General features: G+C 69.7%; 20 protein-coding genes. 12 read left to right on the top strand and 8 right to left on the bottom strand.

Going from position 1 to position 17,889, the window contains the following annotated elements; all coding sequences use genetic code 11:
- Positions 1-73: 73 nt before the first annotated feature.
- Positions 74-901, top strand: coding sequence for a CPBP family intramembrane glutamic endopeptidase (locus AC4D2E_RS07680; RefSeq protein WP_490952338.1), 828 nt, complete (start codon positions 74-76; stop codon positions 899-901).
- Here the strand turns inward: AC4D2E_RS07680 and AC4D2E_RS07675 are convergent.
- Positions 895-1,854 (bottom strand): formylglycine-generating enzyme family protein, encoded by a 960-nt coding sequence (locus tag AC4D2E_RS07675; protein ID WP_490952169.1) that lies wholly within the window; start codon positions 1,852-1,854, stop codon positions 895-897. The genes AC4D2E_RS07680 and AC4D2E_RS07675 overlap by 7 nt on opposite strands.
- Before the next feature lie 228 nt (positions 1,855-2,082).
- Between AC4D2E_RS07675 and AC4D2E_RS07670 the strand changes: the two genes are divergently transcribed.
- The 7 genes from AC4D2E_RS07670 (at position 2,083) to AC4D2E_RS07640 (ending at position 8,948) form a co-directional block, all read left to right on the top strand.
- Positions 2,083-4,443, top strand: coding sequence for a sulfatase-like hydrolase/transferase (locus tag AC4D2E_RS07670; RefSeq protein ID WP_490909204.1), 2,361 nt, complete (start codon positions 2,083-2,085; stop codon positions 4,441-4,443).
- A gap of 62 nt (positions 4,444-4,505) precedes the next feature.
- Entirely contained in the window at positions 4,506-4,796 is a 291-nt protein-coding gene (locus AC4D2E_RS07665; protein ID WP_490952168.1) for an FmdB family zinc ribbon protein, read from the top strand.
- 36 nt (positions 4,797-4,832) lie between these two features.
- On the top strand, positions 4,833-6,089 hold the full coding sequence (fmdA, locus tag AC4D2E_RS07660) for a formamidase (RefSeq protein WP_490952167.1): 1,257 nt from the start codon (positions 4,833-4,835) through the stop codon (positions 6,087-6,089).
- A gap of 189 nt (positions 6,090-6,278) precedes the next feature.
- Entirely contained in the window at positions 6,279-6,647 is a 369-nt protein-coding gene (locus AC4D2E_RS07655) for a GntR family transcriptional regulator (RefSeq protein WP_104164526.1), read from the top strand.
- Between the two features lie 23 nt (positions 6,648-6,670).
- Positions 6,671-7,591: an ABC transporter ATP-binding protein gene (locus tag AC4D2E_RS07650; protein WP_104164528.1), complete on the top strand. Its 921-nt coding sequence runs from the start codon at positions 6,671-6,673 to the stop codon at positions 7,589-7,591.
- Positions 7,588-8,328 (top strand): hypothetical protein, encoded by a 741-nt coding sequence (locus AC4D2E_RS07645; RefSeq protein WP_490952166.1) that lies wholly within the window; start codon positions 7,588-7,590, stop codon positions 8,326-8,328. The genes AC4D2E_RS07650 and AC4D2E_RS07645 overlap by 4 nt, the downstream gene beginning before the upstream one ends.
- The gene (locus AC4D2E_RS07640) at positions 8,328-8,948 is read left to right on the top strand and encodes a DNA alkylation repair protein (RefSeq protein WP_104164532.1); all 621 of its coding nucleotides are present in this window, start codon (positions 8,328-8,330) and stop codon (positions 8,946-8,948) included. The genes AC4D2E_RS07645 and AC4D2E_RS07640 overlap by 1 nt, the downstream gene beginning before the upstream one ends.
- 12 nt (positions 8,949-8,960) lie before the next feature.
- Here AC4D2E_RS07640 and AC4D2E_RS07635 read toward each other — a convergent pair whose 3' ends face one another.
- The 4 genes from AC4D2E_RS07635 to AC4D2E_RS07620 all read right to left on the bottom strand — a co-directional run bounded on the left by AC4D2E_RS07635 (position 8,961) and on the right by AC4D2E_RS07620 (position 12,351).
- Positions 8,961-9,722 (bottom strand): glycosyltransferase family A protein, encoded by a 762-nt coding sequence (locus tag AC4D2E_RS07635; protein ID WP_490952165.1) that lies wholly within the window; start codon positions 9,720-9,722, stop codon positions 8,961-8,963.
- Positions 9,719-9,853, bottom strand: coding sequence for a hypothetical protein (locus tag AC4D2E_RS07630; RefSeq protein ID WP_490952164.1), 135 nt, complete (start codon positions 9,851-9,853; stop codon positions 9,719-9,721). Before AC4D2E_RS07630 ends, AC4D2E_RS07635 begins: the two co-directional genes overlap by 4 nt.
- A 51-nt stretch (positions 9,854-9,904) precedes the next feature.
- On the bottom strand, positions 9,905-10,705 hold the full coding sequence (locus AC4D2E_RS07625; RefSeq protein WP_490952163.1) for an SGNH/GDSL hydrolase family protein: 801 nt from the start codon (positions 10,703-10,705) through the stop codon (positions 9,905-9,907).
- 110 nt (positions 10,706-10,815) lie between these two features.
- Positions 10,816-12,351 (bottom strand): MDR family MFS transporter, encoded by a 1,536-nt coding sequence (locus AC4D2E_RS07620; protein WP_490952162.1) that lies wholly within the window; start codon positions 12,349-12,351, stop codon positions 10,816-10,818.
- 103 nt (positions 12,352-12,454) lie between these two features.
- On the opposite strand from AC4D2E_RS07620, the gene AC4D2E_RS07615 reads away from it, so the two are divergent.
- The 3 genes from AC4D2E_RS07615 to AC4D2E_RS07605 all read left to right on the top strand — a co-directional run bounded on the left by AC4D2E_RS07615 (position 12,455) and on the right by AC4D2E_RS07605 (position 15,222).
- On the top strand, positions 12,455-13,237 hold the full coding sequence (locus AC4D2E_RS07615) for a thioesterase family protein (RefSeq protein WP_490952161.1): 783 nt from the start codon (positions 12,455-12,457) through the stop codon (positions 13,235-13,237).
- A gap of 116 nt (positions 13,238-13,353) precedes the next feature.
- Complete coding sequence (locus tag AC4D2E_RS07610) at positions 13,354-14,385, top strand: aldo/keto reductase (RefSeq protein ID WP_490952160.1); 1,032 nt, start codon at positions 13,354-13,356, stop codon at positions 14,383-14,385.
- 51 nt (positions 14,386-14,436) lie between these two features.
- Positions 14,437-15,222, top strand: a complete 786-nt coding sequence (locus AC4D2E_RS07605) for a lipoate--protein ligase family protein (protein WP_490952159.1) — start codon at positions 14,437-14,439, stop codon at positions 15,220-15,222.
- An 18-nt stretch (positions 15,223-15,240) separates the two neighbouring features.
- Here AC4D2E_RS07605 and AC4D2E_RS07600 read toward each other — a convergent pair whose 3' ends face one another.
- The 3 genes from AC4D2E_RS07600 to AC4D2E_RS07590 all read right to left on the bottom strand — a co-directional run bounded on the left by AC4D2E_RS07600 (position 15,241) and on the right by AC4D2E_RS07590 (position 17,300).
- Positions 15,241-15,870, bottom strand: coding sequence for an MBL fold metallo-hydrolase (locus AC4D2E_RS07600; RefSeq protein ID WP_490952158.1), 630 nt, complete (start codon positions 15,868-15,870; stop codon positions 15,241-15,243).
- Positions 15,870-16,955: an S-(hydroxymethyl)mycothiol dehydrogenase gene (locus AC4D2E_RS07595; protein WP_490952157.1), complete on the bottom strand. Its 1,086-nt coding sequence runs from the start codon at positions 16,953-16,955 to the stop codon at positions 15,870-15,872. The genes AC4D2E_RS07600 and AC4D2E_RS07595 overlap by 1 nt, the downstream gene beginning before the upstream one ends.
- 87 nt (positions 16,956-17,042) lie before the next feature.
- Positions 17,043-17,300 (bottom strand): mycoredoxin, encoded by a 258-nt coding sequence (locus AC4D2E_RS07590; RefSeq protein ID WP_104164550.1) that lies wholly within the window; start codon positions 17,298-17,300, stop codon positions 17,043-17,045.
- A 176-nt stretch (positions 17,301-17,476) separates the two neighbouring features.
- Between AC4D2E_RS07590 and AC4D2E_RS07585 the strand changes: the two genes are divergently transcribed.
- On the top strand, positions 17,477-17,779 hold the full coding sequence (locus tag AC4D2E_RS07585) for a chorismate mutase (RefSeq protein ID WP_104164552.1): 303 nt from the start codon (positions 17,477-17,479) through the stop codon (positions 17,777-17,779).
- The last annotated feature ends 110 nt before the right edge of the window (positions 17,780-17,889 follow it).

Below are 17,889 nucleotides of genomic sequence, written 5' to 3'. Positions count from 1 at the left end.
GACCGGGCACGACGTCGAAGGAGTGCCCATCGTGGAGTACACAGCAGCACCGGACGCGCCTCCGCCCGGCGCCATGCTCACGGCGACCCGCTCGTGGAAGCAGGGCTCGTGGCACACCCCGTCCCGGGCCCTGCTCCCGGCCGCCCTGGTGTCCCTCGCCGGCTTCGTCCTGCTCGTGCTCCACCAGCCACTGGCCGGGTACGGGCTGCTGGTCGCGGCGCTCGCGGTGGCCGCCGCCGTCGACCGCGCACTGTTCCGGGACCTGGCGCTCATCGCCTTCGGTATCACCGTGATGACCTTCGTGCCCATCACCACGGACATCAGCATGGGGCACATGGCGGTCATGGGTTCGGCGATGATCCTCGCCGTCGGCGTGCCCTATACCGTCTCGCGCTTCGTGTACCGCGATCATGCGGTCACCTTCCCCCTGCGGACCGGCGAGCCCTGGACCCGCACGGAGAAGTGGTACCTGCCCGTCGTCGTCGTGATGGGCTATGCCCTGCTGCCCTTCTACATGATCAGCACCGGCGTCTACACGAACTGGCCGGCGGCGTCGGAACCGGCGGAGATCGCCCGCCTGTTCGTCGGCACCAACGGGCTCGGGATCTGGGACGAGCTGTTCTTCATCTGCACGGTCTTCGCGCTCCTGCGCCGGCACCTGCCCATGGTGCAGGCCAACGTGCTGCAGGCGGTCCTCTTCACCTCGTTCCTGTGGGAGCTGGGCTTCAGGGCGTGGGCGCCGCTGTTCATCGTCCCGTTCGCGCTCCTGCAGGCCTTCATCTTCACCCGGACGCGCTCGCTGTCCTACATCATCTGTGTGCACCTCCTGTTCGACTTCGTGCTGTTCCTCGTCCTCCTCCACGCGCACAACCGGGCGTGGTTCGACATCTTCGTCTACTGAGGGTGGGTCGCGGAGTCTCCGAGCGACCGTGCGCACCGGAAGCCGATGTGCGAGGTCGCCGTGTCCTCGGTCTGGGGGGAGCGGGCGGCCGGACGGTAGCGCAGGCAGTACTCCGGAGCGCAGAGGTGTGAGCCTCCCTTGAGGACGCGGCGTGGGATGCCGGACCCGGGCTCCGCGCTTTCGGCGGCCCGGTCCCGGTGCGGAGTACACGCGCAGCCGCTGACCTGGTGGGTCGCTGCCGCCTCCACCGTGTCGTGGCGGGCCGAGTAGTAGGTGCTGGTCCATTCCCAGACGTTCCCGATCATGTCGAGGAGCCCGTACCCGTTCGCAAGGAACGTCCCGACGGGGGAGGTCCCCCTCCACCCGTTCGCTCCCGTCCGAAGGTACGGGAACCGTCCCTGCCACGTGTTGGCCATCAGCACACCGTCCGGCCTGACCTCGTTCCCCCACGCATAGGTGAACGCGTCGGACAGTCCGCCCCGGGCGGCGAACTCCCATTCCGCTTCGTCCGGGAGCCGTTTGCCGGCCCAGGCCGCATAGGCGCCCGCGTCGGTGAAGGACACCTGCACGACCGGGTGGTCCTCCTTGCCGTCGATGGAGGATCCGGGCCCCAGCGGCCGCTGCCAGCACGCACCCGGGACCCAGCGCCACCACTGTCTCCAGTCGCCCAGGTCCACCGGGCCGGGTGAGGGGGTGAAGACCAACCCGCCCGGGGCCAGGTCACGGGGGGAGAGGCCGGGGAACTCGACCGGGTCCAGCGGCCGCTCGGCCACGGTCACGTACCCCGTTGCCGCAACGAACTCGGCGAACTCCGCGGTGGTCACGGGACGTTCATCCAGCTCGAAGGGTGGCACGCGGACCCGGTGTGCGGGGCTCTCGTCGGCGTAGAACTCCTCCGATCCCATGCGGAACTCGCCGGCCGGAATGTGCAGCATCGTTGGAGTCACAGGCATACCGGGCGTCATCCTTCCCGTTCCGCAGGGGCCGGCCGCTCCGTCAGGTGGGGACCGGATGCTCGTCACTGGCCATGGCGGGACCGATGCTACCCGCTGTCGCACCATCCCTCCAGAGGCCGTCCGACGCCCACGGTCGAGGGTTCATTCCTTTGGGGTGAGGCGGAGGCCGGCCGGTCGGGGCAGGGTGAGTGAGCGAGCCCGCAGACCACCACCCCGAGGAGTCCCATGTCCATCACGGAGTACAACCCAGGCGACCGCTTCCCGGGCGTGATCGGGCGGACCATCGAGGAGTCGAAGCAGGCCTGGCCCGCTCCTCAACGGGCTCCCGAAGGAGCGCCGAATGTGTTGCTCGTCGTCCTCGACGACGTCGGCTATGGGCAGATCTCCTGCTTCGGCGGGCTGGTGGAGACACCGAACATCGACCGCGTGGCGGCGAACGGTCTGCGGTACGCGAATATGCACACCACGGCACTGTGTTCACCGAGTCGGTCGTGCATCCTGACCGGCCGCAACCATCATTCCAATGGAGTTGCCAGCATCATGGAGCTGGCCACCGGCTTCCCCGGCTACGACGGCCGGATGCCGTTCGAGAACGGGATGCTGCCGGAGATGTTGATCGACCACGGCTACAACACGTTCTGCGTGGGCAAGTGGCATCTGTCGCCGTCGGAGGACAATTCCCCGGCCGGGCCGTTCCACCGCCGGCCTCTCGGGCGGGGATTCGAGCGCTATTACGGGTTCCTCGGCGGTGAGACCAACCAGTGGTATCCGGATCTCACGCAGGACAACGCGTCGGTCCAGCAGCCGCGGCTGCCCGAGGACGGTTACCACTTGAGCGAGGACCTGGCGGACCAGGCGATCAGGATGATCCTGGACAGCGAGGCCAACGCGCCGGACAAGCCGTTCTTCATGTATTACGCCCCCGGTGCGGGCCACGCCCCGCACCACGTGCCGAAGGACTGGGCGGACCGGTACCGCGGCCGGTTCGACGAGGGGTGGGACGCGTACCGGGAAACGGTGTTCGCCCGCCAGAAGGAGATCGGCCTGTTCCCGGCCGACGCCGAACTGTCCCCCCGTGACCCTGATGTCCCGGAGTGGAACTCGCTGAACGACGACGAGCGTCGGTTGTACGCCCGGATGATGGAGGTCTACGCCGGTTTCGTCTCGCATGCGGACCACCACTTCGGACGCGTGCTGGACACTCTCCAGCAGATCGGCGAGCTCGAGAACACGCTGGTCATGGTCATCTCGGACAATGGCGCCTCGGCCGAAGGCGGCGTGACGGGCTCCTTCAACGAGATGCTGTTCTTCAACCAGGTCCCCGAGAACTTCGAGGACAACCTTGCGATGATCGACGAACTGGGCGGCACCCGGGCCTACAACCACTATCCGTGGGGATGGACATGGGCGGGCAACACGCCGTTCCGCCGCTGGAAGCGGGAGACGTACCGTGGTGGGGCGACCGACCCGTTCGTCGTCGCCTGGCCGGCGAGGATCGCGGCACGCGGCGAAGTCCGCAGCCAGTACGCCCACGCGATCGATCTGGTCCCCACGGTCCTCGACGCCCTGCGTTTCGAGCCGCCGGCCGCCGTGCGCGGAGTTCCCCAGGCCCCGATCGAGGGGGTCAGCTTCGCCCGTTCCTTCGACACGGCGGATGCGCCGACCGGCCACACCACGCAGTACTTCGAGATGTTCGGCCACCGGGCGATCTATCACGACGGGTGGCGGGCCGTGTGTCCCTGGCCGGGACCGAATTACACGGAGGCCGCAGCCGCGGGACGCCGGATGGGCGGGCTGATCACCCCGGAGGTCCTCGAGCAGCTCGACGCGAGCGGATGGGAGCTCTACGACATCACGGAGGATCCCACCGAGTCGTCCAACATCGCTGCCGAGCACCCGGACCGACTGCGACACCTGATTGCCCTGTGGTGGGAGGAAGCCGAGAAGTACAAAGTCCTGCCTCTGGACGGCTCGCTCCAGGAACGCCTGACGACCGAACGTCCGCAGACATCGAGGCCCCGCAGCCGCTTCACCTATCACCCGCACACCTCGCTGGTCCCTGCTTTCGCAGCCCCGCCGGTCCTCAACCGACCCCATTCCATCGAGGCCGACGTCGACATCCCCACCGATGGCACCAGCGGCGTCCTCATCGCCCAGGGTGGGGATGCCGGTGGGTACACCTTCTTCATGGACGACGGACGCCTGCGGTACGTGTACAACTACGTCGGCCGCGAACGGTTCGAGGTGTCCTCCTCCGAGCCGCTGTCCCCGGGACGGCATGTCCTCCGCTACGAGTTCGAGCCCACGGGCCGGCCCGACTTCACGGTGGGCAAGGGAACACCCGGACGCGCCCAGCTCTACATCGACGGCACCCTGGTCGGGAACGCGGACTTCCCCTACACCACGCCGCTCCTCTTCGAACTCGAAGGCCTCAGTTGCGGGTACGACTTCGGCGCCCCGGCAGCCAAGCACTATTCGCCACCGTTCAGCTTCACGGGCGCGATCCACTCGGTCACGATCGAGGTCTCCGGCGAGCTGATCCGTGACAACGACGCCGACATAGCCCGGCTGATGGCGCAGCAATGAGACAGGAGTGCAGGCTCGCGCCCGGCGAGAGCACGTCCTGCGAACCCGGGAAGGTGCACTGAATGCCGATCTACGAGTACCGCTGCCCTCGATGTGAGGTGTACGAGGTCATCCGCCGCATGGGGGAGGCTCCTGCGGAGGATGCCTGCCCGACCTGCGGGCAACCATCCCGGCGGAAGGTCAGCACGCCCCATGTGTCTAGGACGGGCACTCCGGCCTTCCAACTGATCGAGTCGACCGAGCGCAGTGCGTCGGATCCCCGGGTGGTCTCCGGGGCGCTCCCGTCCACGGGCAAAGGAGCCGGCCCCGCCTACTCGTCGAATCCGCTGCACCAGAAATTGCCGCGCCCCTAGTCATGGAGCGCGGCGCGACTCATCAAAGGAGATGAAATGCCTGACGTGATATTCCCCCTCGATTCGAGCAGGAAGTTCGAGGACCAGGAGAAGATCGGACACAACCGGTGGCACCCCGAGATTCCCCCGGTGGCCACGGTGAAGCCGGGAGACTCCTTCAGGGTCCATTGCCGGGAATGGTTCGACGGCGCCATCGTCAACGACGATTCCGCCGATGACATCCTGAACGCGCCGCTGCTCACCGTCCACAAACTCAGCGGCCCCTTCGCCGTGGAAGGGGCGAAGCCCGGGGACCTCCTCGTCGTCGACATCCTGGATGTCGGGCCGATCCCGCAGGAGGATTCGGGGCCACTGGCAGGGCAGGGGTGGGGGTATACCGGCATCTTCTCGCGGAACAACGGCGGCGGGTTCCTGACCGAGCAGTTCCCGGACGCCTACAAGGCCATCTGGGACTTCAGCGGGCAGGTGGCGACCTCGCGCCATGTGCCGGAGGTGTCCTACGTCGGGCTCATCCACCCGGGCCTGATGGGCACGGCCCCCTCCGCCGAGCTGCTGGCCAAATGGAACAAGCGCGAAGGGGACCTGATCGCCACGGACCCCACTCGGGTTCCCCCGCTGGCATTGCCACCTGAGCCACGGGAGGCCCTGCTCGGGAGCCTGCCGGCGTCGGACTTCGACCGGGTCGCCGGGGAGGCGGCCCGCACGGCACCGCCCCGGGAGAACGGCGGCAACCAGGACATCAAGAACCTGTCGAAGGGCTCGCGGATCTTCTACCCCGTGTTCGTGGACGGCGCGAACCTGTCCCTGGGCGATCTCCACTTCTCGCAGGGCGATGGTGAGATCACCTTCTGCGGTGCGATCGAGATGGGCGGCTTCATCGACCTCCGCGTCGACATCATCAGAGGCGGCATGGACACCTACGGCGTGAGCGAGAACGCCATCTTCATGCCCGGCATCGTCGACCCCCGGTACAGCGAATGGATCGCCTTCTCGGGCACCTCCGTGACCCTCGACGGCAGGCAGCACTACCTCGATTCGCACCTGTCCTACCAGCGGGCCTGCCTGCACGCGATCGACTACCTGACGAAGTTCGGCTACAGCCCCGAGCAGGCCTACCTGCTGCTGGGATCGGCGCCGATCGAAGGCAGGCTCTCGGGCGTGGTGGACATTCCCAACTCCTGCTCCACCGTCTACATCCCCACGGCGATCTTCGACTTCGACGTCCGACCCTCCGCCGCCGGCCCGCACAGGATCGATGCCGGCATGGGCGCGCCGAGATCGACCAACACCTAGGCCCGTCATCTCCCGCCTGCGCCGGTGGGGCCGTCCGGGTCGGCCTCACCGGCGCAGGCGCGCGCCCTCGCGTCCTTCCCTGCATCGATCCGACCTGCTGCGCAGGGATCCAGCACCATCGACCCTTGACGTCGGACGGCCGGCACGGTTAACTAGTTGAGTAACTAACCAGCTGACCCGGAGGCCGCGGTGATCGAGGAAGGCAAACCGCTGTTCGTGCAGATCGCCGAGCAGGTCGGGGATTCGATCGTGGACGGGAGCATCGCCGAGGAGGCGCAGGCCCCGTCGACGAACGAGCTCGCCGCCTTCTACCGCATCAATCCGGCGACCGCGGCGAAGGGGGTGAACATGCTCGTGGACAAGGGAGTGCTCTACAAGCGCCGGGGGATCGGCATGTTTGTCGCCGCCGGTGCCCGCGACCTGCTGCTCAGGGAGCGCCGCAACGACTTCGCCCTGCGGTACGTCCAACCCCTCCTTGCCGAGGCCCGCAGGATCGGGCTCGAACCCGACGACGTCGTGAGCCTCATCCGAGCCGGCGCAGAGCCGGCGACCCCGTAAGGGCAATCGAATCGAAGGACATCATGGACTCTGTCATCGAGGTCCGGAACCTCACGAAACGCTACAAGGACGTCCTCGCCCTCGACGACGTCGGCTTCGACATCCGGAAGGACACCATCTACGGCTTCCTGGGCCGCAACGGCGCCGGCAAGACCACCGCGATGTCGATCCTGACGGCGCAGAACCTCCCGTCGAGCGGACAGGTCCGCGTCTTCGGTGAGGATCCCTACGAGAACGCACGGGTGCTCAGCCGCATGTGCTTCGTGCGTGAGAGCCAGAAGTACCCGGACGACGCCACATCCCGGCACGCCCTCGCCTCCGCCCGCCTGTTCTTCCCGCGGTGGGACCAGGAGCTCGCCGACGACCTGGTGGAGGAGTTCCAGCTGCCGCTCAAGCGCACCATCAAGAAGCTCTCGCGCGGGCAGCTCTCGGCCGTCGGCGTCATCATCGGCCTGGCGTCCCGCGCGGAGATCACCTTCTTCGACGAGCCGTACCTCGGTCTCGACGCCGTCGCCCGCCAGATCTTCTACGACCGCCTGCTCACGGACTACGCCGAGCATCCGCGGACCGTGGTCCTGTCCAGCCACCTCATCGACGAGGTCTCGAACCTCATCGAACGCGTGCTCGTGATCGATGGCGGGCGCATCATCATGGACGAGTCCACGGAAGATGCCCGCGCGCTGGCCACGAACGTCGTCGGCGATGCCGCCACCGTCGAGAGGGCTCTCCACGGCCGCGAGGTCATCCACCGCGAGAGTCTCGGCCGCGTGGCCTCCGTGACGTTCCTCGGACGGCTCGACGCCGCCGAGCGCGACGCGCTCGCCTCCGCGGGCATCGACCTCGCGCCCGTCTCCCTCCAGCAGCTCATCGTCCGCCTCACCCAGCAGAGAACCCCTGGCCGCGACGCGTTCGCCGCGGCTGCGCAGGAAGGAAGCCTCCGATGACCACCCTCGAGTCCGGCAGCGCGACCCGCCCTGCCGTCCTGCGCAACCGCACGCGCAACGTGGTGCGCCTGCAGTTCGTCAACACGCAGACGTTCCTCTGGGTGCCGGCCCTCGTTCTGGGCGGTGCCTGGGTCCTGACGATGCTCATCTACTGGATCCTCCAGAACGCGGGGGTCACCGGGGTCAAGACCGGCGGGGGTTCTCAGGCCCCGCTGTGGTATTTCCTCGTGGTCGGCATCCAGGCCATGACCATGACCTTCCCCTTCTCGCAGGCGATGAGCCTGACGCGCCGGGAGTTCTACGTCGGCTCCCTCGCGGCGGCTGCGGTCAGCGGACTGGGGATGTCGCTGGTGTTCGTGCTGCTCGGCCTGGTCGAACGGTCCACGGAGGGCTACGGCATGAACGGCTACTTCGCCTACCTGGACTGGCTGTGGGAGGGGGGACCGCTCGCGGCGGGCCTGACGTACTTCGTGCTGACCATGCTGTTCTTCATCGTCGGCTTCTGGTCCGCCACCATCTACAAGCGGTACGGCACAGCAGTGCTCACGACCGTCCTGATCGGTATCGGCCTCGCGCTCGTGGGTGTGGTGGCCCTCGTGACGTGGCAGCAGGCCTGGCCGGCGGTGGGGCAGTGGGTCCTCGACACCGGATCGCTCGGACTGACCCTGTGGGCGATCGCCGTGTGCGTGCTGCTCGCCGCCGGGTCCTACCTCACGCTGCGCAGGATGCCCGCCTGATGAGTACGCCCTCCGACGCCGCCGCCTTCATCGACGACGCCCTCCAGTACGAGAGTGCATGGGAGCGCGCCGAGGACTACGAGCGGCGCTTCGGGGCGGGCCTGGAGTACTACGGGGCCTCCATCGGCGCAGTCCGCGGTACCGTCCGCAGCGCGGAACGCCGGTATCCGGATCTCGGGCACGACGGCCTCACCGCCCTCGCCTCCGACCTCTGGTCCCGCCCCGTGTTCGAGCGCCGCCTGGCAGCCGTGGTCCTGCTGCAATCGGCGGTCCGGCTGCTGCGCCACTCCGACCTCACGCGGATCGAGGGCTTCCTCCGCTCGGCGTCGCTGCCCGATCTCGCGGACCCGCTCGCGGTGGACGTCGTCGGACCGATGCTCGTGCGCCTGAGCGGACCGGACGCCGTCCGGGCCGCGTCCGTCTTGGACCGGTGGGCGGCCGGGCAGGATGCCGCCCTGCGCCGGGCCGCGGTCCTCGCCCATCTGCCGGCGTTCCGGGCGGGCCAGGGCGACGACGCCTCGTTCCGCCGGACGGTCCGCCTCGTCTCCGGCGCCGGGCAGGGCCGCGTGCCCGCAGTGGAGGACGCCATCGATCTGGTGCGGGGCAGCGGCGCGGTCTGAGGGCTGCGGGCGTCAGCGGATGTCGATGGTCCGGACGATCTTGCCGCGGAGCGCCGGCAGGAGGTGATGGAGGCCCATCAGGCCGAGACCGTACCGGCGGACGCGTCGCATCGACGTCGCCACCCGCAGCCGCGGGTCGATCCGCACCGCGCCGAGGCCGAGCCGGCGCGAGATCCTGACGGAGAAGTCGATGTCCTCATCGCGTTCGTCGATGGAGGTCCGCCCGATCCCGCCGGTCGCCAGATAGGCCGAGGAACGCACCGCCATGTTGTGGCCGGCGACGAAGCGCAGGTAGGCGGGGTCCAGGTGCTGCACGGCCATCATGACCCGCAGCGTCGCCAGCGCACCCGGCATGAGGAGGTCGTCGCCCCACCGGAAGTGCCTGTCCCGCAGCGGGACGCTCGTGCCGCCGACCAGCTGCACCTCCGGGTGGTGCGCGAACAGGGCGCGGATGTGGCTCGTCCAGTCCGCCTCGGGCTCGCTGTCGCCGTCCGTGCGCGCCACGAGCGTGAATCCGTCCGCGATCGCGGCACGGAACCCGGTGTCGCACGCGGCGCCCGTGCCCTTTTGGCGCTCCACCAGGATCCGGACGTCGAGGCCGGGTTCGGCGGCCGCGAAGCGTTCGACGCGCTGCACGGTGTCGTCGGTGGAGCCGTTGTCCACGACGTAGACCCGCAGGTCCGCGGCGTCGCGCTGCGCGCGGAGGGCGTCGAGCGTGCGGGCGATGCCGGGTTCGTTGAACACGGGGACGACGACGGCGAGGCGGTCGGTCACGAATGGGTCCTTCGGGGAAGCAGGGTGTCGAGGATGAGTCCATCGCCGCCGGCCACGGCCGCACCGCGCCCTCGTCCCCGCCGGTCGCTGACACGCGAGGGGTCGAGTCGGACGTAGTCGTTGAAGCTCATGGTCCAACCATAAGCCGACTTAGCGTTGGCCGGGTCGCGGCCCGCCGGGTCCTAGGCGGCCGGCGCGGACACCCCGGGCGGCGGCGTCCGTGCGCCGAGTACGTCTGCGGCACCCAACCGGAGGGCTCGAAGCTCATCCTCGAGGATCACAGCGGCGCGCCGATGGCCGTCAGCGGCCAGATGCACCTCGTCGGCGAGGTAGGCCTCGAGACCGTGGGTCGTCAGCCAGTCGCCCGCCGAGACGAACGGGACGCCGCGCGTCCTCGCGACGTCACCCAGAAGGGCGTCGACCTCGGTGCGCCTCCCGCCGCCGTACTCGGCGCTGCGGCTGAGGGTGCCCACCATGACCAGCCGCGACTCCGGATACGTGCGCTGGAGATCGATGATCAGGGCGTTCGCGCTTCGGAGGATGTCGCCGTCGGACACCCCCTGCGTGGCATCGTTGCCTCCACCGCCGACGACGACGAGCGCGGGATCACCGTGCGGCAGCACCCACCGGTTGCTCGTGAGGGAGTCGTGGTAGTTGGGGACGCGGGTGTACCGGGTCGAGGCGATGAAGCCCGTGCCGTTCGCCCCGGCGAACCTCACAGAGTAGCCGAGGCTGCGCAGGGCGACCTGCGGCCAGCTCCCGCGCCCTGAGGACTGGGAATCTCCGATGAGGACGGCGGTGCGCCCGATATCCGGTACAACGATCTCGCGTCGACCGGTGAAGGGATTCTTCGCGATGCTGCCAACCGCGAACGGTGTGTCGGGCGTGCTCATGACGGCCGGAGGAACCGGTCCGAGGAGGAACCCGAGTGCCACGACGAGCGACACGACGGCCGCGCGGGAAGGAAAGGTGGTTCCGCCCATCGAGCCCCCCGATCCTCGTCCTCACCGCACCTGCGGTGTCCGCGGCCCAGCCTATCGCCGGGGACCGTCGTGGTACACGGTCCCCGGCGAACCGTGGGCGATGCCGCGATCTAGTGCAGCGGAGCCGGGGCGTCGTCGGCGGTCTCGGGCTTGCGGACGAAGAACGAGGCGACGACGGCGAGCAGGAAGATGGTCGCACCGTACAGGAAGGCCGCCCGGATCCCCCCGGCGAGAGCGACGTCGGTGGCGGCACCGCTCTCCGCCAGCAACGTGCTCCGGAGCGTCATGACCGAGATGAACAGGGCGGTGCCGGCGGCACCCGCCAGTTGCTGGACCGTGCCGAAGACCGCGCTGCCGTGGGAGTAGAGCCGTGGCCGCACCGAGCCGAGGGCCGAGGTCAGGAGCGGCGTGAACATGAGCGCCAGGCCGATGCTGAGCAGGACGTGCGCGACGAGGACGAGGGGCACGGGCGTCGTCTCCGTCACCTGGGTCATGGCCCAGAAGACGGCGCTCACCAGGAACGCACCCGGGACCAGGAGGATACGGGGTCCGCGGCGGTCGTAGACGCGCCCGACGACCGGTCCGAGCAGCCCCATGGCCAGCCCACCCGGGAGCAGGAGCAGCCCGGACTGGAAGGGGGTCAGGCCGAGGACGGACTGCGCGTAGATGGGGATCAGGATGATGGTGCCGAACAGGGCCATCATGCTGACCGCGATGGCGACGATGGAGATGGAGAAGTTCTTCGAGGTGAACACCCGCAGGTCCAGCAGGGCGGACTCACGCCGTTGCAGGACGAGCTGGCGGGTGACGAACACCGCGAGGCCGGCCAAACCGACGACGAGGGGGACCCAGGCGGGGATCGCGCTGCCCGTGGACGCCTCACCGAGCTGGCTCAGCCCGTAGATGATGCCGCCGAAGGCGACGGCGGAGAGGACGACCGAGGGGACGTCGATGGAGGACCGCCGGGGCGTGGTCACGTTCTGCATCTTGGCCGAGCCGACGGCCAGTGCCGCGAGCGAGATCGGCAGGACCAGCCAGAACAGCCAGCGCCACTCGAGCGCGCTGAGGATGGCGCCGGAGATGGTGGGGCCGAGCGCGGGCGCGACGGAGATGACGATCGAGATGTTGCCCATCACCTTGCCCCGGGAGGCCGGCGGGACGAGCGTCATGACCGTGGTCATGAGCAGCGGCATCATGATCGCGGTGCCGCTGGCCTGCACCACCCGTCCCACCACGAGGATCTCGAAGCCCGGGGCCATGGCCGCGATGAACGTGCCGAGGCTGAACAGGCTCATCGCCGCCATGAAGACGGGTCGGGTGTTGAAGCGCTGCAGGAGGAAGCCGGTGATCGGGATGACCACGGCCATGGTGAGCATGAACGCCGTGGTCAGCCACTGGCCCGCACCCACCGTGATGCCGAGGTCGGTGACGAGGCGGGGGATCGCGACGCCCATGATCGTCTCGTTGAGGATCACCACGAACGCCGAGATGAGCAGGAGCGTGATGACCAGCTTGTCGCGGGCGGGGAGGGCGCCTGCGACGACCGCCGGTCCGTCCGGTCGGGAGGTCGGGCTGACGGCATCGGTGCGCGATGCGTCCTGGCCGGGATCGGCGTCGGTGACGCGGGACGGGGGGCTCTGGGGCATGGAAATCCTTGATGGTTGATCCGGTCAATCATCTGAACCACGACCGATCGGACTCTATTCCGGCGTGTGCCCGCTCGGGGGAGCGGACCCGTCGTCGCCTAGCATGGAGCGGGTGAATGCTTTCTACCGCGATCTCGGCAGCGGAAAATTCGAGTCGACCGTCCACGCCCAGGGCGCCTGGAACCCGCAGGAGCAGCACATGGCTCCGATCTCGGGCCTGCTCACGCAGTGCCTGCTCGAGTGCGAACCGCGCGAGGGGATGCAGCTCAGCCGGGTGAGCTTCGACATCCTCGGGATGATCCCGGGCGGCGAGTTCTACGTGACCACCGCCGTCGTCCGTCCCGGGCGGACCATCGAACTGGTCGAGGCCCGCATGGAGGCGGCGGGCCGGACGGCGATCGTCGCCCGGGCCTGGCGGCTCGGCACCCAGGACACGGCCGACGTCGCGGGCACGGAGGACCCCCGGATACCCGGCCCCGACGACGCCGGACCCCACGAGGGCATGACCGCGTGGCCGGGCGGCTTCATCAGGTCGCTCGAGGTCCGTGTGGTCCCCGGGCACCGGCCCGGGAGGGGACAGGTCTCGATGCGCAATCCCCACGCCATGGTGGAGGGCCGCCAGAGCTCCGACGTCGTCCGGCTCGTCGGGATGATGGACGCCGCGAACGGGATCGCCTCCCGCGTGGCGCCGGGAGGGGACAGCTGGATCTTCCCCAATGTCGATCTGCAGATCCACCTCCACCGCATGCCGCGGGGCGAGTGGCTGGGACTGGACACGCGCGTGACCTTCGGCGGGCACGGCGTGGGCCTGACCTCCAGCGTGGTGCACGACCTCGAGGGACCCTTCGGCCGCCTCGAACAGATCCTCACGGTCCGCCGGCTCTGACGCGCCGGATCCGGCCCGCCGGAACGCCCCGGCCCGGCCCGGAGCTGCGGAGACCATCCGCGAGTACCCCCCCCACCGACGACGGCGCCGACCGGCGCCCTGACGAAGGAGCACCCATGCAGTATCGGACACTCGGCAACAGCGGCACCTCGGTGTCGCACCTCGCCCTCGGCACGATGACCTTCGGCGCGGAAGCGGACGAGGCGACCTCCCACGCCATCCTGTCGGACTACGCCGCCGCAGGCGGCAATCTCATCGACACCGCGGACGTCTACACCGCCGGGGCGTCGGAGGAGATCATCGGGCGGTGGCTCGCGAAGAACCCCGCGGAGCGGGACCGCATGGTCCTCGCGTCCAAGGGACGGTTCCCGATGGGTGAGGACGTCAACGACCTCGGCCTGTCCCGGCGCCACCTCCGCAAGGCCCTGGACGCATCGCTGACCCGCCTCGGCGTCGACCACATCGACCTCTACCAGGTCCACTCGTGGGATCCGCTGACACCGCTCGAGGAGACCCTCGGTTTCCTCGACGAAGCCGTGGTCCAGGGCAGGATCAGCTACTACGGGTTCTCCAACTACACCGGGTGGCAGCTGACGAAGGCCGTGATGATCGCCCGGCAGCGCGGCTACTCCCTCCCCGTCACCCTGCAGCCCCAGTACTCGCTGCTCGTGCGTGAGATCGAAGCGGAGATCGTGCCGGCCGTGCTCGACGCCGGCATGGGGATGCTGCCGTGGTCACCGCTCGGCGGCGGCTGGCTGACGGGCAAGTACACGCGCGACACCGAGCCGACGGGCGCCACGCGGCTGGGCGAGAACCCGCAGCGCGGCATGGAGGCCTGGGAGCAGCGCAACGCCCAGGAGCGCACCTGGCGGATCATCGACACCGTGACCGGCATCGCCACCGAGCGCGGCGTCAACGCCTCGCACGTGGCGCTCGCCTGGGTCGCCGCGAAGCCCGCCGTGACGTCCGTGATCCTCGGCGCCCGGACACAGGAGCAGCTGGCCGACAACCTCGCCTCCGCCGACCTCGCCCTGACGGCGGAGGACCTCGGCCGCCTGGACGAGGTCAGCGCACCCACCTTCTCCGACTACCCGTACGGCGCACCCGGCGTCGAGCAGCGCAGCCGGGCGATCGGCGGCGGCCGCTAGACCCGGCGGGCGACGGCGCGGGTCGGGGCGCCGACTGCCTACGATGGACGGATGAGCAATCCGTGGCACGGCGCAGCCGGGCTCGCACTGGTCCTCGATCCCGTGTCCGACGACGCCGCCGCCGAACTCGACCGGGGGATCGGGCTCCTCCGCGAGGTCGCCGCCGGGGACCGGCCGCCCACCCTGCGCCTCTACCGTCCGAGCCCCACCGTCGCCTTCGGGCAGCGGGACGCCCGACTTCCGGGGTTCGGGGAGGCCGCGACCGCCGTCGCCCGGCAGGGCTTCGCGCCGCTGGTCCGGCGTGCCGGCGGGCGCGCCGCCGCCTACCACCGGGGGTGCCTCGTGGTCGACCACCTCGAACCGGCGCCCGACGCCGTGGCCGGCACCCGGGCGCGTTTCGCCGCGTTCGGCGACTTCTTCGCGGAGGTGCTCGCCGACGTCGGGCTCGACGCGCGCGTGGGCGAAGTGCCGGGGGAGTACTGCCCGGGCGAGTTCAGCGTGCACGGACGGCGGAACGGCGTCCCGGCGATCAAGCTCGCCGGGACCGCCCAGCGGGTGGTCGCGGGAGCCTGGCTCTTCTCGTCGGTGATCGTCGTCCAGGATGCGGCACCCCTGCGGGCGGTCCTGACCGACGCCTACGCCGCCCTGGGGCTCCCGTGGCTGCCGTCCACCGCGGGCGCGGCCGAGGACCTCGCCCCCGGGGTGACCGTCGACGCCGTCGAGGGTTCGCTGCTCGCCGCGTACGCCGGCGTCGTCAGCCTCGACACCCCCGCGCTCGACACTCCCGCGCTCGACACCCCCGCGCTCAATACCCCCTCCGCGTCCGGCCCGTCCTGAGGCCGGACGCCGCGGGCGTCAGGAGCCGCGCCGGATCCACTCCTCGAGGTGCGGGGCCTCGTCGCCGATCGTGGTGCTGTCGCCGTGCCCGGTCCGGGCGATGGTCTCCGGCGGCAGGGTGAGCAGCCTCGTCCGGATGGACTCGATGATCGTCGGGAAGTCGCTGTAGGAGCGGCCCGTGGCGCCGGGCCCGCCCTGGAACAGCGTGTCGCCGGTGAAGACGGTGCCCGCCTCCTCCAGGTAGTAGCACACCGAGCCCGGGGAATGGCCCGGCGTGTGCAGCGCCCTCAGGGTCACCCCGGCCACCTCGATCGTGTCGCCGTCGCCGATCGACTGGTCGGGGCTGAGCTCGGGGAACACCATGTCCCACAGCACGCGATCGCCGTCGTGCAGGTGGATCGGCGCGTGCACGGCGTCGAACAGGTCGCCGACCGCGCGGATGTGGTCGTCGTGCGCGTGGGTGAGGAGGATGGCCCGGACCGTGCGGCCGCTGATCTGCTCCACGATCGCCGAGGCGTCGTGCGGTGCGTCGATGACCACGCACTCGTCGTCGTCCCCGACGATCCAGACGTTGTTGTCGACGTCCCAGGTGCCGCCGTCGAGCGAGAAGGTGCCCGAGATGACGAGGTGTTCTACCCGCGCGGCCATCAGAGCTCCACCACCGAGCGGAGCACGGTGCCGCCGTGCATCTTGTCGAAGGCCTCTTCCACCTGGTCGAGCCGGATGCGCTCCGTGACGAAGGCGTCCAGGTCGAGGTTGCCCTGCAGGTAGTGGCTGACGAGCATGGGGAAGTCCCGGCTCGGCAGGCAGTCCCCGTACCAGGAGGACTTGAGGGCGCCGCCGCGGCCGAAGACGTCGAGGAGCGGCAGTTCGACGGTCATCTCGGGGGTGGGGACCCCGACGAGCACCACGGTCCCGGCGAGGTCGCGGGCGTAGAACGCCTGCTTGTACGTCTCGGGGCGTCCGACGGCGTCGATCACGACGTCCGCGCCGTTGCCGCCGGTCAGAGTACGGATGGCCTCCACGGGGTCCTCGTCCTTCGAGTTCAGGACGTGCGTGGCGCCGAGGCCCTTCGCGAGCTCGAGCTTCCGATCGTCGATGTCGACGGCGATGATCGTGGTGGCCCCGGCGAGCTTCGCTCCGGCGACGGCGGCGATGCCCACACCGCCGCAGCCGATGACGGCGACGGAGTCGCCGCGGGAGACGCTGCCCGTGTTGATGGCCGCACCGATCCCGGCCATGACGCCGCAGCCCAGCAGGCCCACGGCGGCGGCGTCGGCGTCCGGGTCCACCTTGGTGCACTGGCCGGCGGCGACGAGGGTCTTCTCGGCGAACGCGCCGATGCCGAGGGCCGCGGAGAGCACGGTCCCGTCCTCCAGGGTCATCTTCTGGGTCGCGTTGTGCGTGTCGAAGCAGTACTGCGGCTCACCCCGGCGGCACGCCCGGCACTCGCCGCAGACGGCACGCCAGTTCAGGATCACGCGGTCGCCCGGGGCGACGGTCGTGACGTCGTCGCCGACCGCGCTCACGACACCCGTGGCCTCGTGTCCGAGGAGGAACGGGAACTCGTCGTTGATGGCACCCTGCTTGTAGTGCAGGTCCGTGTGGCAGACGCCGCAGGTGATGATGTCGACGAGGGCCTCGCCGGGCCCGGGATCGGGGACGAGGATGGTCTCGATGGTGGCGGGGGCGTCCTTCGCCCGCACCACGACCCCCTGAACTGTGTGCACCATGTGTTGCTGTCCTTCCGCTGGTGGGCGGCGGCCGGGTGACCGACCTGCCGCTCCCAGCATATGGCGGACGGCGCGGGGGCCGCAGACCTAGGCGGAGATCCTTGCCCTGACCTCGGCGACCGACGGGTTGGTGGCGGTGCTGCCGTCGGGGAAGATCACCGTCGGTACGGTCTGGTTGCCGCCGTTCAGGGACGCCACGAGGTCGGCGGTCCCCTCGACCTCCTCGATGTTGATCTCGGTGTAGCCGATGCCCTGCGCGGCGAGCTGCGACTTCAGGCGACGGCAGTACCCGCACCACGTGGTGGAGAACATGGTGATGGATCCTGCTTCGGGCGTGTAGTCCACGGTGCTCCTCGTCTGTGCGCGCGGATCTCCCGCGCGCAGGTGGTGGGTGGGTGCGGGCCCGGTTGCTCCCGCACCGTCGTCAACGCGTGATCGTGCCTGCCCATTCCTGCTGCTCGTTCCTCCCGGCAGGGCTCCCGGCCCATTGCCGCCGGAGCCCGCGCGGGTAGGCTTCCGGCATGGCTGAAACAGAGGAAGAACCGAGCGTGAAACAACTGGCCGCCGTCCGCGTGGCCATCAACGAGGTGGACGAGCAGATCGTGTCCCTCATCTCCCGCCGCGAGCGGCTCGTCCGTCGGGCCGGTGCCCTCAAGCGGGACGACGCCTCCGTCCGCGCGCCGGCCCGGGTGGAACAGGTCATCACGAACGTGCGCGGCTACGCGTCGAAGCAGGGCGTCGACCCGGCCGTCGTCGAACAGACGTACCGCGCCATGATCGAGGCGTTCATCGACTACGAGCTGCGGGTGCGGCGGGAGCAGTAGCGCACGTCCGGGTGACGCTCCCGCCGTCGTCCCGTGCGGGCTGGTTGGTTGGCCCTCCGCCCACCCGATACGATCAGCACGGCGGTCCCGGGGCTCACCGGGTGCCGTCA

It is taken from the genome of Arthrobacter sp. TJ-265, assembly GCF_058269135.1.
This window is presented reverse-complemented; position numbering and strand designations above follow the sequence as displayed.